The organism is Serratia grimesii NBRC 13537, assembly GCF_001590905.1.
Lineage (GTDB): Bacteria > Pseudomonadota > Gammaproteobacteria > Enterobacterales > Enterobacteriaceae > Serratia > Serratia grimesii.
In genome coordinates this window covers 346490-363702 of the sequence record NZ_BCTT01000006.1, presented here as the reverse complement: position 1 = coordinate 363702, position 17213 = coordinate 346490, and the positions used below count along the sequence as shown (strand labels likewise).

The following is a 17213-nucleotide window of genomic DNA, read 5'->3' as shown; positions in this document are numbered from 1 at the left end:
ACCAGAGCACTCTCATCATAATGGTTTGATTTTAATGCAATAATAAAAATTCATATCTTAAAAGTGCCCATGACAACGGTATCTTGCCCATGGACACTCTTAGAACGTTACATCCAGCCGTTTCATTTTACTTTAGGAATCGGCTGGATTCATCAACCAGCGTTAGTTCAAGCTTTAAGTTGATCTTTCAGCCATGCTGCAAAGTCCTTACCCTGCGTAGGATGACGGAGTCCATACTCAACGAAAGCCTTCATGTAGCCCAGTTTGTCACCACAGTCATGGGAACGCCCAACCAAGGCAAAAGCATCAACAGGATGTTGTTCCATAAGCATTGCGATGGCGTCCGTTAACTGTATCTCCCCGCCTGCACCATAAGGTGTTTTCTCAAGCAATGGCCAGATATCTGCAGCCAACACGTAGCGGCCAACCACAGCCAGGTTCGAAGGAGCTTCATCAAGAGATGGTTTCTCTACAATCGCGTGCATCGGCACACTCTGCCCCGGCGCAACGGCATCGCCGCTGCAGTCTACTACGCCATATTTAGATACGTCTTTTTCGGGCACAGGTTCGACCATAACCTGGCTACGACCATTCTCGCCAAATCTAGCGATCATGCTAGCCAAATTATCTTTTGCCAGGTCACATGCGACATCATCCATTAAAACATCTGGTAACAGCACAGCAAATGGCTCATCGCCAATCAGTGGACGAGCACAGAGAATCGCATGGCCTAACCCTTTGGATTGGCCCTGCCGCACATGCATCAACGTGACCCCTTTTGGACAGATCGATTGCACCTCTTCCAGCAACTGGCGCTTAACGCGTGATTCCAGCATGCTTTCCAATTCAAACGACGTGTCAAAGTGATTCTCAATAGCGTTTTTTGACGAATGTGTAACAAGAATGATTTCTTTTATACCTGCAGCGACACATTCATTCACAATGTATTGAATTAGGGGTTTGTCAACAACCGGTAACATTTCCTTAGGGATAGCCTTTGTAGCCGGTAACATGCGGGTACCAAGACCAGCGACTGGAATGACAGCTTTTAGCATTTCTGTGGGGACTCCCAACAACTTCAGTTTCATTAATGCAACACGTCAAAAAATCATCATAATGACGTTTTATGGCCATTAGCTGCTCTTAAGCGCGCTGCCAAAACGATATTAGTTTTCTTCGGCCTGAAGTATACACCGATGTTGGGCGTTAATACATTAACACCACATAGACAAAACGCTATCTGCCTAACCGTTAGACGCGCGACATCATAAAAATAGATAACACATTAAAAATTAACAATAAAAAACCACTTTACATTCGCATAAAACATTAATCAAATGACCCACTGTGAACAAAATGCGGTCTCGAGTGCATTACACCTTCATAGACACCATGATTATAATAACCAATGTTACTACAACGCCAATTGTTGAGAATGATTATTAATTCATAATAATCGCTCTCAATAGAAATCTCTCACCAGAAGCAATAAAAAAAGCCCATATATTATGGGCTTTTAAAAATTAAACCTAGATTTCCGCTAGTTCTTGCTGCGGTAACCCTGTGGGTTATTTTTTTGCCAGTTCCAGGTATCACGCATCATTTCATCAATACCACGTCGAACTTCCCATCCCAGTTCTCGACGAGCAAGATTCGCATCCGCCCAAAATGCAGGTAGATCGCCATCACGGCGCGGTAATATCTGATAAGGTATTTGCTTGCCAGATGCCTTTTCAAAAGCATGCACCATGGCCAATACAGAGTGCCCTACCCCCGCTCCCAGGTTGTAAGCTTTAAACCCCTCGACTTTCTTCAGATAATCCATAGCCATCAAGTGGCCCTCAGCCAGATCCATCACGTGGATGTAATCACGCTCCCCGGTGCCATCTGTCGTTGGGTAATCCCCACCAAAAATGCCCAGTTTGTCAAGCTTGCCAATCGCTACCTGAGAGATATAAGGCAACAAGTTGTTTGGAATGCCATTGGGATCTTCACCAATCAGACCAGACTCGTGCGCACCTACCGGATTGAAGTAACGCAAGGCGATAATGGAAAATTGCGGCTCCGCTTTAGCGAAATCCTGCAGAATTTGCTCTACCATCAACTTTGACGTGCCGTAAGGACTCGTGGTACCGCCGATCGGCGTGGTTTCTACATAAGGAACCGGAGAGTTCGCACCATATACCGTCGCTGAAGAGCTGAAGATGAATTGATGTACACCGGCTCGTCGCATTTCATCCAGCAATACCAAAGTCCCGGCAACGTTGTTTTGATAATACTCCAACGGTTTGCGGGTTGATTCACCGACGGCTTTCAAACCAGCGAAATGGATCACTGAAGAGATACCATGGGTATCAAAGATGCGACGTAAGCATTCTCCATCCAGGATATCACCTTGATAGAAAGTGGCGGCTTTACCCACCAACTGTTCGACGCGATGCAATGATTCCTCTGACGAGTTCGACAGGTTATCCAGCACAACGACATCTTCGCCACGCTCCAGTAAGGTCAGGACGGTGTGAGATCCAATATATCCGGCACCGCCGGTGACTAAAACTGTCATCAACAACTCCTCACGCGCACCTAATGCGCTAAAGTTAGAAATCTTTAATCTTCTTTATTAAAAACACCATCAAACATTGGGTTCAAGAAAATTACGTCTCAAAAACAAACAAAAAACACTATCAAGAGCCAAAAGCTATATGGGGTCAGGATAAATCAAATGAATAAGATAGCAATGCCCATACTAAGTGAACCTTCTGAACATTTGATTTCCTCACTACAGCAAACAGGGCTGCCAAGCAGCCCTGTTTGAAGTAAAAGGATCACGACACTGTTAACGAGACAACAACGCCAGAATTTCTTCTGTTTTTTCAGTCATCAAGGCAACGTCGGCGCGTGACTCAACATTGAGACGAACTACCGGTTCAGTGTTAGATGAACGCAAGTTGAAACGCCAGTCGGCAAACTCCATGCTGATACCATCGGTATAATCTACCTCACCAGCCTGCGCCAAATAATGTTGCTTGACGCTCTCAATTGACACCGCAGGTTGGGCCAACTTGATGTTAATTTCACCAGAAGACGGGTAAGCAGCAATACGATCCTGCACCAATTGCCCCAACGTTTGGCCTTTTACACTGACCAATTCAGCCACCAGCAACCATGGGATCATGCCGCTATCGCAATAGGCAAAATCGCGGAAGTAGTGATGCGCACTCATCTCACCACCGTAGATAGCGTCTTCTGAACGCATACGCTCTTTAATGAAAGCATGACCTGTTTTTGACATGACCGGCACACCACCAGCCTGGCTCACCACATCAATCGTGTTCCAGCTCAGGCGCGGATCATGAATGATTTTTGCACCTGGTTGTTTTTGTAGGAAAGCTTCTGCCAGAAGGCCAACAATATAATATCCCTCAATAAAGTCGCCTTTTTCGTCAAACAGGAAACAACGATCAAAATCACCATCGAAAGCGATCCCCATATCTGCGCCGTGTTCGCGCACCGCATTGGCGGTATCTGCACGACACTCAGGCAATAATGGATTGGGAATACCATTAGGGAATGTGCCGTCCGGCTGATGATGAACTTTGATAAACTCCAACGGGACGTTCAACGCCTTAAGGGATGCTTCAATGGCATCGATCACATGACCGGCTGCACCATTACCTGAGTTGATCACCAGTTTTAGCGGTTTGAAGTTTTTTACGTCAACGTATGAAAGTATGTGTTCTACATATGCACCAAGCACGTCCTGACGAACATAGCTGCCACGCGCTGCAGAAGGGGCCGGGAATTGGTTGTTTTCCGCTAACTCTTGTATAGCTCGCAGACCGGTATCACCACTGATAGGGCGCGAGCCTTCACGGACTAATTTCATACCATTATAGTCGATCGGGTTATGGCTGGCAGTCACTTCCACGCCGCCATCAGCCTTCAGATGCGAAGTGGCAAAATAAACTTCTTCAGTCCCCGTCATGCCAATATCGATAACGTCAGTGCCAGCGTCCTGCAAACCTTTTGCCAGGGACAGCTTCAAACTTTCACTGGTCAGACGAACGTCGCTACCCAGCACAATAGTTTTTGGTTTTAGGAACTCGCCATAAGCGCGACCGATACGATAGGCAATATCATCGTTCAGTTCTTCATCCAATTTACCGCGCACATCATAAGCTTTAAAACACGTTAACTTTTCCATCACCAAACCCTTTAATTAGACTCTGCCGTACCGATCGTGCAAACGCTCAATATCATCTTCTTCGAGGTAAAACCCTGATCTGACCTCGATGATCTCAAGATCGATTTTCCCTGGGTTTTCCAGTGTATGGACACTACCAGCGGGTATGAAGGTGGATTGATTTTCTGATAAGAAGAACGCTTTATCATCAACATTCACTTTTGCTGTACCACTGACGACTACCCAGTGCTCTGCACGATGAAGGTGACGTTGCACAGACAACCCTTCACCTGGACGAACAATGATTTTTTTGACCTGGAAGTGCTCACCGCTGTCGATATCACAAATCTTACCCCAAGGACGATAAGATGAAGAGTGTTGACGGAAGTGATGGAGATTGCGTTTTTTGAGCTCATCAACCACTTTCTTAACGTCTTGAACTCTATCCTTAGTCGAAATCAACAACGCATCATTGGTGTTGATCACGATCAGATCGTCCAAGCCGATGGTTGCAACTAGCGCAGCATCAGATGAAATATAGTTATTGTTTGAATCAATGGAAATAATCTCACCGACATTAACATTCCCTAATGCATCTTTTTCGGAAACTTCCCACAGCGATGACCATGAACCAACATCGCTCCAGCCGGCATCAATAGGGATTACCACTGCATCTCGTGTTTTTTCCATCACCGCATAATCGATGGAGTCACTTGGGCAGTGCTTAAAAATTTCCTGGTCAACACGGATAAAGTTCATGTCACGCTGGCTGTCGAGCACAGATTGTTGTGTTGTACTGAAGATCTCTAGGCTGAACTGTTCCAACTCTTGTAGGAACTTGGCCGTCTTGAACATGAACATGCCACTATTCCAGCTGAATTCGCCGCTGGCCAAATATTCAACGGCTTTTTCCAGACACGGCTTCTCTACAAAGGCGTCGACTTTAAAGCATTCGCTAGAAAGCGCACTACCGCGCTTGATATAGCCGTAACCCGTTTCTGGATGCCCAGGAATAATACCGAAAGTCACCAAGTGATTTTCAGTGGCATGCTGAATAGCCGTTTTTATTGCCGCGTGGAAGTTATCCACCTTTTTAATCAAATGGTCTGCGGCCAACACCAACAGTATACTGTCGTCGCCTTCTTCTGCGGCCAGATGTGCTGCTAATGCAACGGCTGGCGCCGTGTTACGCCCCACAGGCTCTAGAATAATGTTGGTCGCCAGTTGATCAATTTCACGCAACTGTTCCGCAACCAAAAAACGATGATTTTCATTGCAGATAACCAAAGGTGCCGCAACTTGCACCCCCTCCAGTCCAGACAAGCGCTGCAGTGTCTGCTGCAACAAACTAAATCCACTGTCGTCGATAGATAAAAATTGTTTGGGGAATGACTCCCGCGAAAGTGGCCATAACCGACTGCCAGTGCCACCGGCCATAACCACAGGAATTAGTTTTGACATGAGTTAATCCTTTACTATATAAATATTTTTAGAATAAAAAACCATTAAGTTCCCATGAATTTTATCTGCTAATAATTTTCCACCCAAGCATTCTCTCTTCAATGGGCCCCTCATTTAACAAACAATATAAGAATATCACTATTAAATGAGGTCAACATAGATATATAGCCAAGATAAGTTTGCAATCCACTCTTGCTCTGGGTTTATTTGAAGTACGGGGACTATAAGTAATCATTCATACTCGTTTAGGATTTAGTATATGCGATTTCACTTTTCGCCCTAGTTTTATCGATGGTAACTCTATGAATCGATAAACTAAGTAAGATACTGGTAACGTCAGGATGACACCTATAACACCGAAGAAATATCTGCCCCCTTCACTGAAGTCCGCAATAAGACTCTCATAGACAATCAGTAAGCTTGGGTGTATTAAATACATGGAGTAACTAATAACCCCCATAAATACCATGTATTTATTTTTTATTTTCAACCGAGTTGTCAATAGTACAAAGGAAAGCATGCTTAGATAATAGGTTAATGTATATCGCAAAGTATGACCTGGTTCCATACCATATGATAGGAAACTAACCATAGGAATTACAAATAAAAATATAACAATATAGGTTTTCGCTAATTTTTTGGCGGCCAAATTTCCTTCTAATAAATATGCTCGCCATAGACCGCCGAATGCCATTAATGATAATGCAAGCGGTAATGCTACCGGCAAAGCCACCTCAAACTTACGTTTAGCAATTCCCATAATTATGGCGCAACACAACATGAACAATGAAGAGGTAAAATTAAATCCAGGCCTATTCAACAACCCAAAACCAAACGAAATTACACATAAGAAGTAAAAAACAATCTCTATAAATAACGTCCAATAAACGCCAACAATATCTCTAACCCCCAAGGCGGTTTGAACCATCGTCATATTTGCCAATATTTGACCCACAGGGAATTGCTTACCAAAAAAAAGGGACACCACCAAGAAAAGGAATAATGAAAACCAATACCCTGGATAAAGGCGAAAAAACCTAGAAATTAAAAACGCCTTAACCCCACCGTTATTCCTTTTAAAACTAAACGGGATAATAAACCCACTAATAATAAAAAACAGCACCACACCAATTTTTCCAATGTCTAATAGGTGGGAAAATAAAAACCTATCAACCCCATATATAGGGACGATAAAGTGAGCTATGACCACACTAATTGCTGCTATACCGCGTATAGAGTCAATATACTCCAGCCGAATAGGATCTTTATTTTTATAATTACCTTTCACTTTTATATCCAATTGCGTGGAAATCATCCTGTCATGAACAAAGGATTCCTCAGGCATAGCTGACTCCGTCTTGATGGTGTAAAAAAATTTTTAATGGCCAAAATGTTTATGTGGTGTGATTTATACATGAGAAACAAAAACCCAGAAGGAACTACAAAACCAAACCTGCCCCCTCCATAAAAATCATTTATTTTAAGAAGATATACAACACGGTTAAACAGAATCTCATTACAGTCTCATTTAATGAGATATCCCATTGCAACTTAAACCAAGACAAGCCCCCCCCAGACATGTGAGAGCTGTCACCTCACGAACAGTTCGAACATGCTGGCAAAGGCGCAAGATACGCTACCGCCCTTAGCTCACAGTTACCAATCACTGATTTCTGTTCCCATATTTCGCCCTACCTTGCAGACAAACGGTCTCCTTCCTTTCATTACCTAGAATCCCCAGACAATAAAAAGTGCTATTATTGATGGGAATGAGCGCCCCCCTAGGGGGAATAGTTTTTTGCAACCTACACGAGCTAAATTCAGCATCTGTATACGCGCAATAACATAACGTATAAAAGACTGAAAGAGCAGCTTTCGGCTGCTCTTTCAGATTAATACTTAGAGTAAAATGGCAATTTGTCGCATTATTACTCAGCGGCTCATCGAAAAATACTGCGCCACACGCTTAACATCACTTTCATCAAGCGTCCCCGAATCACTCAACAATGTGATCCAAGATTTTATGTAAGTGTACTTGGCAGAAGCCAGGTCGCGCTGGGCGCTATAGAGCTGTTGTTCGGCATTGAGCACATCAACGTTAACACGCTGCCCTGCCAACACGCTCTGACGTGTCGCCGTTACCTGCGTGGTCGCTGATTTAACCGCCAGTTCGTACGCAGCCAACTTGGCACGGCTACTGATGCACAGATTGTATTGTTTACGCAGATCGTTCAGCGTGCTACCGACTTGCGTATCCATTTCGTACATCGCCTGGCCATATCGTGCCGCGGCCTGGCGAGTTGATGCAGAAACGCCACCACCGGCATAGATTGGCATGCTCACCTGTACGCCAATGCTATCAGTGCGGTATTTCTGGTTGACCGTATTATCGCTACTGGAGTCGTTCTCCGAGTGTGAAGCATAAAGTTGCACCTGCGGCATAAAGCCCGCACGGTTACGCTCTACTTCATACTTCGCTGCATCAACGCCGTGACGTGATGCCGCCAACATAGGGTTATTTTCAAGGGCAATTTTTTGCCATTCTTCAAACTTTGAAGGAATCAATGGGGCTACCTGGAATTTCCCAGGACGCAAGACCTGTACCTCATCCAGTTGGTTGAGCGGTACACCAATAATGACTTCGAGCTCACGCTGCGCCGAATCTAGCGCATCACGCGCTTCGATCTCCTGAGCCTCAGCCAAGCTATAGCGAGCCTGAGTTTCAGAAACGTCCGTAATGGTGCCTTCCCCTGCACTCATTAAACGATCGTTCAGTGCTAACTGCTCTTTATAAGCCGCTTTTTGTGCAGAAGCCAAAGCGATTTGATCTTTGGAATAGGCCACTTCAACATAGGCAGAGATCACCCGTACCGCCAGATCCAGAAACTTGCCGCGGTAGCGTTCGTCCGACATCAATGTTTGCGCTACACCAGCCTTATAGCGCGCGTAGGCCTCATAGTCGAACAACGGCTGCGTCAACGTTACCGAACTGGAATAACTGCGGTACTGCTGCCGTTGAGTCACTTCGCTCACATTGCCAAAAAAGTCACTCGACGGATACTTTTGCGTCTGCCAGTTTCTCGGCGAGTTTTGGTAATTAAGTGATACCTTCGGCAGCAGCCCCGCCCTACCAATGTTTTCGTTTTCGTCTCCCGCTTCTTTCTCTTTTATTGCCGCCCGGAAGGTCGGATCTTTCTCAAGTGCCAGCGAATATGCGTCTATAATCCCTATCGAATGAACCGGCGCAGATATCGCAAACAAGAGGGTACTGATAGTAAGGCCAGCAACCTGTCGTTTAAATTGAATCAAAATTATTCCTCGGTTAATGAAGTATGAGCGCGATCCAAAATAGGTTTAAACAGATAACTCAGCAGTGAACGCGAACCGGTCTTCACAAAAACCTCAACAGGCATACCGGGTTTAATGTCTTCCCCACTGAGCAATTTCATGCCCTCAGGAGAAACAGTAACCTGCATTTGGTAATAGGGTTCGCCATTGGTTTTGTCCACCAATCGGTCGGCAGAAACCAAAGTCACCGTCCCCGGTATTTTCGGGGTCTTGTTCTGGTTGAAGGCAGTAAACATCAGATCCACCGGCAACCCGTTGTACACCTTGTCGATCAACTCGACTTTGAGACGAGAATCAACCACCAGCGTAGCCTGGCTGGGTACAACATCCATCAGGTGGTCACCCGCTCCCACGACGCCCCCCTGAGTAAAGATATTCAATCCAACTACGGTGCCATCCACCGGTGAGGTAATAGCCGTATTGCCGAGGTCAAAGTTCGCCATTTCCAGCTTGTTTCTGAACTCGCTGGTATCCATCTGAGTCTGTGCCAGTTGGGTTCGGACTTCACGCTGATAGTCAGCAAACCGCTGATCGATCCGTTGCTGAGACTCCTGTAGCTGTTTTTGTACCTGACCAATTCGCCCGACTGTTTCATCAATGCTGCTGTTCACTTCCGCAAATTGACGCTGCACTTCCAGATAGCGGTTACGTGGTAAATAGCCGTCCGCGGCTAATTGCTTCATACTGTTCATCTGCTCACGGAGGCTGGAAAGCTGGATCTGTTTGTTAACCCGAGAATCCTGCAAACCTTTCAGTTGAAAGCGCATACCGTCCATTGACTGTTTATAGCCATCAACTTCGCTTTGCAGCCCTTGGCGACGAGACGAAAATAACTGCGTTTGCAATGCGATGATTTCGGCTACGCGTGGCTGAGCCTGGATTTGTTCGAAAACGGGGGAAAAAGTGACCTTACTTAAACCGTCGCGTTCAGCAAGCAGACGGCCTTCAGTGGCCAATGTGGTGTAATACTGATCGCGAAGAGAATCAACCTGTGCCTGAGCCTGTACCTGGCTCAATTGCACCAACACCTCGCCCGCTTTAACCTTGTCGCCTTCTTTTACTGTGATGTTTTTGATAATACCGCTGGCCGGTGCTTGCACCGTTTTGCGATTGCCAGAAACAGTGACTGAGCCGGGTGACGCAACCCCTTTATCCAGTGGTGCAAACGCTGCCCATGCAAAAAAACCAAACAGACCAAGACCAACCACTAACCATCCCATACGGGTAAAACGCCGCTCATCTTGTGGGATTTGTTCTGAATACGAGTCTTGCGGCTCGCCAATGTGCGTAGACATACCAACTCCTTTGACTGCAGGCAGCGCTTCAGCGCCGCCCGGCAAGTTCACAGCTTAATTAATTTGAGTTTTTGGGATATTGCCTTCATCCGGCTCGGAATTGACGGCACGCACCGCTTGCTGCGGAGTTTGCGCCTTTTGCGCATTTGTCAGTGCTTGCAACACCTGCTGTGTAGGACCAAATGCATTGACGGTGCCGTTCACTAACAGCAATAGCTTGCTGGTCATTGATAGCAAGTTGGTACGGTGGGTAATCAGAATCACCGTTTTATTACGCTGTTTAAGGAACAATATTGCCTGATTCAACGCTTTTTCACCGGCATCATCGAGATTGGAGTTAGGTTCATCCAATACGACCAGGGAAGGATCGCCATACAGTGCACGCGCCAGACCAATACGCTGTTTTTGTCCGCCGGATAACCCTGCCCCACCACTGCCGATGATCGTGTCATAACCGTTTGGGAAGCGCAGTATCAGCTCATGCACGCCGGCCAGTTTGGCAGCCTCGATAACCTTTTCTGCATCTAAATCGTTAAACCGTGCGATATTTTCGGCGATAGTGCCACCAAACAGCTCAATATCCTGCGGTAAATAACCGATATAAGGACCCAGCTCGTCTTTGTTCCATTGATATATGTCGGCATTATCGAGCCGCACGATACCTTCACTGACCGGCCAGATACCAACAAGCAAACGCGCCAACGTTGACTTGCCGGAAGCGCTTGGGCCGATAATCCCCAATACATCACCTGGTTGGATAGCAAAGCTGACATTATGTAATACCGCATCAGCCTTCGAACCCGGAGGTGTAGCAGTTACACCTTCAACAGAGACAATCCCTTCCGGACGTGGCAAGGACATACCCATACCACGCGGTGGGTGCTTATCCAGCAATTTCACCAGACGCTGATAGGATAATTTGGCTGAGCTCCAGCTTTTCCAAACGTTAATGACCTGCTCGATAGGAGCGAGCGTGCGTCCCATAAGGATAGAACCGGCAATCATCATTCCTGGAGTGATATGGCCGTCAATCGCCAACCAGCCGCCCAACCCCAGCACTAAAGACTGTAGTGAGAGACGAACGAACTTAGTGATTGAGGTGACTGTAGTGGCGCGCTCACTTGCTATACGTTGACTATTCAAGAACCGTTGATGCAAGTTAAACCAGCGGCCTTTTAAGTTAGGCAACATGCCTAATGCTTCGATCACTTCAGCATTACGCAGATTGGTGCTAGCTAAGCTCGAGGACATAATTGAGAGCTTGCTGGCTTCAGCCAAAGGTTTTTTCGATACCATTTCGTTGATCACGGCCAGCGCTATCAGCAACAACGAACCAACCAACGCGAACAATCCCAACCAAGGGTTAAACAGGAAAATCACCAGCAGATAAATTGGGAACCACGGCGCATCGAAAAATGCAAATAACGCGCTGCCCGTCAGAAACTGCCGTACGGTGGTCAAATCACCGAGCATTTGTCCTGCATCAGAGGAACCATTTTTTAGATTAGACTCATACGCAGCAGTGTAAACCCGCGTATTTAAACGCATATCCAGCTGACTGCCGATACGGATAACAACCATGCTACGCACATACTCCAGCAACGCCATCATGCCGAACATTCCCAGCATAATCAGCGTTAACATCAGCAACGTGATCTCATTGCGTGATGGAAGTACCCGGTCATAAACCTGGAGCATATAGATTGAAGGAACGAGCATTAACAGATTAATAAATGCGGTGAATATGCCAACGGTCCAAAAGACTTTGGTACGTGTCCGTATAACATCCGCAATTTCATTACGCGGTATAAATTGATTCACTTTCTGCCCTTACATCATGTGCACTGTCAGCCCAATCCGCATCAATTACTTCTAAGGAAATTCTTAAAAAGAAAATAAAAACAAAGAAAATCCTCAAGAAGACTCCCCAAACATGCTCGAGACTGCAGATACTTTTTTTAACTATAGGTAGAGAAAGCACATATCAGCAAGGTACAACACGAAAAAAAACCAAGGAAGCAGTGACAGTCAAAGCGAGTGAAAACAACAAGATAAACTGAAAGGAAGACACAAGAGAGGTTATTATGAAAAGGAATAATTTATAGATAATGATACCGATCACAAATTAAAGAAACGGGGAGAATAACCTCCCCGTATTATTTAAAAAGTAACAGTTATCATGAGAACTATTACTTTGCAGAGCTTACACTCACGCGTAGTGCAGATTGTCCACTAATTGCTGGTGGTTTTGACCTGTCAAATAAACGACAGTATCGTTAGCATCAAGTGTGTGGTTATTATTGTTATCAATAATCACATAAGAATCAGCATTATTACCCGTTCCGCTGAACACCACTGATGCCACACCAACTTTAGAAGTCAGTGAGTTCGGGTTACTCAGACCAAGAATCCCCCCCAACAGCCCCACAACACCGGTAGTCAACCCGCCAACCAATGAACCTAACAAGGCGTCCAAAGTATCCGCTGAACGTGTACCATAGTCGCCAACCGCATTCCCCGTATTGGACAAAGTCAAGCCAGATGCAGCATCGACAATCTTATCCTTCGCGGTACTGAAATCGGTGATGGTAACACCTGCTTGTGAGTTACTGGACTTCAAGTCGTACGTATTGGCACCCGCACCACCTGTCAGAGTCGTGTTTCCCAATATGTTGAAGCTATCAGCAGTAGTAGAACCTTCAACTGTTAGCTGATAACCATTCAGACCCAGTGTATTTAGCAGTGGCGTTAACAGAGCAGTAGTTACCGCACTCAGTGGCAGAACATTCAACAGCTGTACGATGATACCATCACCCGTCCCTGCATGGCTTGAATCAAGATTCAGGCCACCGGTATTAGTGGAGGCATTGATATCACGGACATTGCTAAAACCGCTACCTACCGCTAAATTCAGAGCATGGTCACCTGTTACATTGATGGTCTGAACCTGTGCATTGGTACCAGCCAAAGACATAATGTTGCTGAATGACCCCGTACCACCAGAAGCAATATTCACCGTACCCAACGCAGTACCCAGCAATGCGCTACTGCTGCTGTTCAAGCTGATAGCACCTGCATTCACGTTCGCAGAACTCACCGCATCAAAGTTAATATTGAAATGGTCAGTCGCATTCTGGACAAAAGTGAAACTCAACGTACTTGCCGATGTTGCATCACCTTTGACTTCCAATTGTGCCGCAGTCCCGCCAGCAGCGTTAATCACGCTGGCATTGGCCAAACCAGAAATCACAAAGCCCTGAGCACCCAGGTTAGTGGCTGCAGCGCCTTGAGTGACCGTGCCCCCAGTTGTCCCTTCAACCGTAGCCGTCCCGTTGGTTAAACCAAAATCAAAGACGTGAGTTGGAGTTGTTACACTGGTGGTGGTTGGTGAACCAATCAATGGTGTGGTAATCAGAGTACCAACGGATTTACCGATGTACCCTGTCAGATCAATTTGCTCGAAGTTTGAGAAGTTATTGGCATTACTGGTTACAACGCTGGTGCGAACACCCAAAGCATTTTGGTTAGTCACTACAGATTTGGTGATAAAGTTGGCGGAAATAGAGTCTGTGCCAATGCCCCCGTCAGCTTTGATAGTAGTCGCTACTGTGTTAGCGCCGTTTGACACCCCATTACCAGCCCACTGCAAGCTGTCGTTGCCGGCACCAAGGTTAAACTGGCCTGTACCGGTGGCAATATTCGCGGTCGAGGTCACTACCACAGCGTCCGAACCAGAACTGGCATTCAGAATGACATTGCCGTTATTTACAGTAATGTCTACACCCGGGTTAACGCCGTTGTCAGACAGATTAACAGTAGCTGCGCTGGTACCATTAATTGTCAAATTCGCCAGATGGTCAGCGAACTTCAGGTTAACGATGCTAGCTGCGTTGGCGTTCAGCTGAACATTTTGCAAAACCGCAGTTTCGGCATTACTGATCTGGTGTGAAGTCCCGGTATTCACGGTGCCTGTTGCATTGCCGCCAGCCGCTGTTGCCGTCAGTGAGGCGGCAGTTTTGTACAGCAAGCTGGTGCCAATATCGAATTCAAAGCCGTGCTGCTGACTTACTGTCGTAGCATCAGTCGCTGTTGAAGTTCGAAGGTCGTTGATGATGGCTTGAGTAATTACGACTCTATCCGTACCCAATCCATTGTAGTATGCAAGCTGAGCGCTAGTTGCCGCAACACCATGCACATCTGTAAAAATTAACTGAATGTAGTCATTTAATGTAATCCCCTGAGGAAAATGGAGTTTGAACTCAACAGATCCCAGGGCTTCTTTGATCACATCTGCAGAAACCTTAGCTCCGCGCTCTAGCTGTCTTGAATAACTGCTCAGACCAACGGTATCAACGCCTCGATCAAGGACGGATAAGAAGATTGAGGCGACTTGTTCTTTAATTAGAGTACTAGACGGTAAATATCCATCACTATAGCTTGGCGAATTCAAAACCAATTTTTGCTGAGCAGCGAGATCGGCGCCTGATGTAATAGCCTTCAAGGAATCATAAACATTAACAATGACCTGCGCACGGCTAGTACCGGAGCTGAGCTCATTTAAATAAGTATTTAATTCAGTAGTAGTAGGCGCACGTAAATATCCTGCTTTAAAGATTGTGTTAATGAATGTCGATGCCGATGCAGTTACTAATGATTGCTTCGTCAACAATAATGCGGTAGCCACATTCAACTCAGTGAAACTTCCATTGTTGATTCCGGTACCATAAGTATTTAAAAAATCAGCAGTTGGACCAGTCCCCATTACATAAGCGATTCCACGTACAGTCGTCCCCCCCAATCCAGCTGCCGTACCGTCCCCACTATATAAGGCCACATTAAGGATCTGCTGAAAATTATTTTGTTGAGCTAATATAGTACTGTCAAATCCTTCATAATTAGAAAGTTGAGACGTTAAATTGGCAATGTTTTGAGATAATGTATTACCATTCGACAAAAGTCCAGAAAGTACCGCCCCAGATGGTGCGCTTCCATAAACGTTAGTATATATTGACGTTAATATATCAGAGTTAGATTTACCATTATATAGGGTCAAGCCAGCACTTGATGTCAGCAACGAGTCGACAAACTGGCTGGTTGTGAGAGATCCATTCTCAAGATTACCCGCTTGCGCATCAAAGAACGCATGCGTCGCTTTGGCACCTAACGTGGCATAGTAAAGGGCTACGATACTTTCTTGAGCTGCTAAAGAAGCCATAAAAAACCCCCAGTCATTCAATATGATGGACGATAAATTAAAAAGTAAAAAACACAAACTGCAATTTAAGTTAAGTGCAGGAAGGTTTAGCTGTCAAGATTGACAAAATAATAAGTTCAATAGCATAAAATAAAAAAACATACGGGAATTATTGCTTGCTAACGATTTCTATTTGAATGGATTTTTAGCAGAGTGGAAATACATGAAACTCGAGGATAATCAGTATACTAGAGCCTGACTGTAGCGAGGTATGACAACGAGGGAGGTCTGGCAGTTACGAAGTGGAAATAGTGAAATTTTGAGGTTCTAGACAAAATCATAGTGATAATGAGTTTGTCTAGAATGCCTACAATTGATGTAGCCTAGCAAGATTTAGCCAATTACTTTTTAAAGAGATAGACTCTAGGGTCTAAAGTCAATAAGTGGATTTTTGCAATGACTCCTTTTTTGAAAAAGTAGTTAAGAAAAGTTAAAGAAATAAACTCTGTCAATAACGAAGTTATTGCTGCTCCCATAATCCCGTAAGACGGAACTAAAATAAAGGTAAGCGGGATATTTATCAGAAAAACAACAACCGTTTTATATGACAAATAGTGATAACCTGATTCCTTAATAATATACCTGTGTGCGACGGGCCCCATAGCAGAAAAGGCGGTCGCCACTGAAAGAATAATCATAATAGGATATGCCGATGCATATGCATCACCATACAATAGTAAAACAACTTGTTTCCCTACAACCACAATACCAAAAATTACAATAATGCAAATGGCAATGACGAGACCATTTAGTTTAGCCGTTATCTTTATTGCAGCACTCTCATCCTTTATTTTATAAATTTCACTAAAGAAAGATGTTATAAATGCCAAGGTTACAAAAGTCCAAGATGACGCCAAAACACTGGCGGCAGAAAAAACGCCAAGCTCAGCGGTAGAACCATATTTGGCGAGTACTAACTGTGATAATCTGGTATACAAAGTTATTGAGACACCAGAAATTGCCAATGGCAATCCTGCAAAGAACATATACCTCATGTATCTACGTCTGACATCCCAAGCTAGTTTTATACTTTCTACCGACCTATTTCTTTCAGTTTTTCTGAAGAAATACAATCGAATAAAGTAAGGAATTAACGTTGTAGTGACTATAGGGATGGCAAGATAAATGACCGGAAGTTCAAAGTGTGAGATGACAAATCTAATACATAAGCTAATAATTAATCCAATGGCGTTAGCTATCGTATTAAATTTAGAGTTGAGTGTTGCATCATTGTAAATAACAAGAACATCTTGCGTTATGAAATAAGTGGCAATACAACTGGCAACGCAGAAAGCCAACGTCAGAAAATCAAATGTATAGTAAACATATATCAGAACCAGCAGTGATGATAGAACGAAAACAATACCACGCAGCAATTTAGTTGACTGCATAAGGTTTATTCCTGAGCGTCTATTTTGACTTACCCTTTTGAAAACAAGATGCTCAGAACCAAACAAGGCAATTGCCTGGATTATTACGAAAAGTGATGCAGCAAAAGATATAGCCCCAAAGGCAGAAGGTCCAATATATTTAGCCACATATGATGTCACAAAAATCAAACCAAATATCGATATTACTTTTTCTAAGATCATCCAAAAGGAATTTCTAAAGACTTTAAGCTTCATTGCAGCACACCTGAATACCCTTCATTACATATTAATACTTCGACGGA

10 protein-coding genes are annotated in these 17213 nt (G+C 44.7%); all 10 read right to left on the bottom strand.

What is annotated here, in order from left to right:
- Nucleotides 1–167 precede the first annotated feature (167 nt).
- Nucleotides 168–1055 carry a UTP--glucose-1-phosphate uridylyltransferase GalU gene (galU, locus tag SGR01S_RS08335; protein WP_061807296.1) on the bottom strand — a complete coding sequence of 296 codons (888 nt, stop codon included), beginning with the start codon at nucleotides 1053–1055 and terminating at the stop codon, nucleotides 168–170.
- Nucleotides 1056–1540: 485 nt separating this feature from the next.
- Nucleotides 1541–2563: a UDP-glucose 4-epimerase GalE gene (gene galE / locus SGR01S_RS08330; protein WP_061807126.1), complete on the bottom strand. Its 1023-nt coding sequence runs from the start codon at nucleotides 2561–2563 to the stop codon at nucleotides 1541–1543.
- Nucleotides 2564–2836: 273 nt separating this feature from the next.
- The gene (gene cpsG, locus SGR01S_RS08325; protein ID WP_061807124.1) at nucleotides 2837–4204 is read right to left on the bottom strand and encodes a phosphomannomutase CpsG; all 1368 of its coding nucleotides are present in this window, start codon (nucleotides 4202–4204) and stop codon (nucleotides 2837–2839) included.
- Between the two features lie 15 nt (nucleotides 4205–4219).
- On the bottom strand, nucleotides 4220–5644 hold the full coding sequence (locus SGR01S_RS08320; protein WP_061807122.1) for a mannose-1-phosphate guanylyltransferase/mannose-6-phosphate isomerase: 1425 nt from the start codon (nucleotides 5642–5644) through the stop codon (nucleotides 4220–4222).
- Between the two features lie 235 nt (nucleotides 5645–5879).
- The gene (locus SGR01S_RS08315) at nucleotides 5880–6989 is read right to left on the bottom strand and encodes an acyltransferase family protein (protein WP_061807120.1); all 1110 of its coding nucleotides are present in this window, start codon (nucleotides 6987–6989) and stop codon (nucleotides 5880–5882) included.
- Between the two features lie 587 nt (nucleotides 6990–7576).
- Nucleotides 7577–8953, bottom strand: coding sequence for a TolC family outer membrane protein (locus SGR01S_RS08310; protein ID WP_061807118.1), 1377 nt, complete (start codon nucleotides 8951–8953; stop codon nucleotides 7577–7579).
- A gap of 2 nt (nucleotides 8954–8955) precedes the next feature.
- Nucleotides 8956–10287, bottom strand: a complete 1332-nt coding sequence (locus SGR01S_RS08305) for an HlyD family type I secretion periplasmic adaptor subunit (protein ID WP_061807116.1) — start codon at nucleotides 10285–10287, stop codon at nucleotides 8956–8958.
- Nucleotides 10288–10341: 54 nt separating this feature from the next.
- Nucleotides 10342–12108: a type I secretion system permease/ATPase gene (locus SGR01S_RS08300; protein WP_037420148.1), complete on the bottom strand. Its 1767-nt coding sequence runs from the start codon at nucleotides 12106–12108 to the stop codon at nucleotides 10342–10344.
- Nucleotides 12109–12496: 388 nt separating this feature from the next.
- Nucleotides 12497–15502 carry a beta strand repeat-containing protein gene (locus SGR01S_RS08295; protein ID WP_061807113.1) on the bottom strand — a complete coding sequence of 1002 codons (3006 nt, stop codon included), beginning with the start codon at nucleotides 15500–15502 and terminating at the stop codon, nucleotides 12497–12499.
- Nucleotides 15503–15882: 380 nt separating this feature from the next.
- A complete protein-coding gene (locus SGR01S_RS08290; RefSeq protein ID WP_061807111.1) occupies nucleotides 15883–17166 on the bottom strand; it encodes an oligosaccharide flippase family protein in 1284 nt (427 codons plus the stop codon).
- Between the last annotated feature and the right edge of the window lie 47 nt (nucleotides 17167–17213).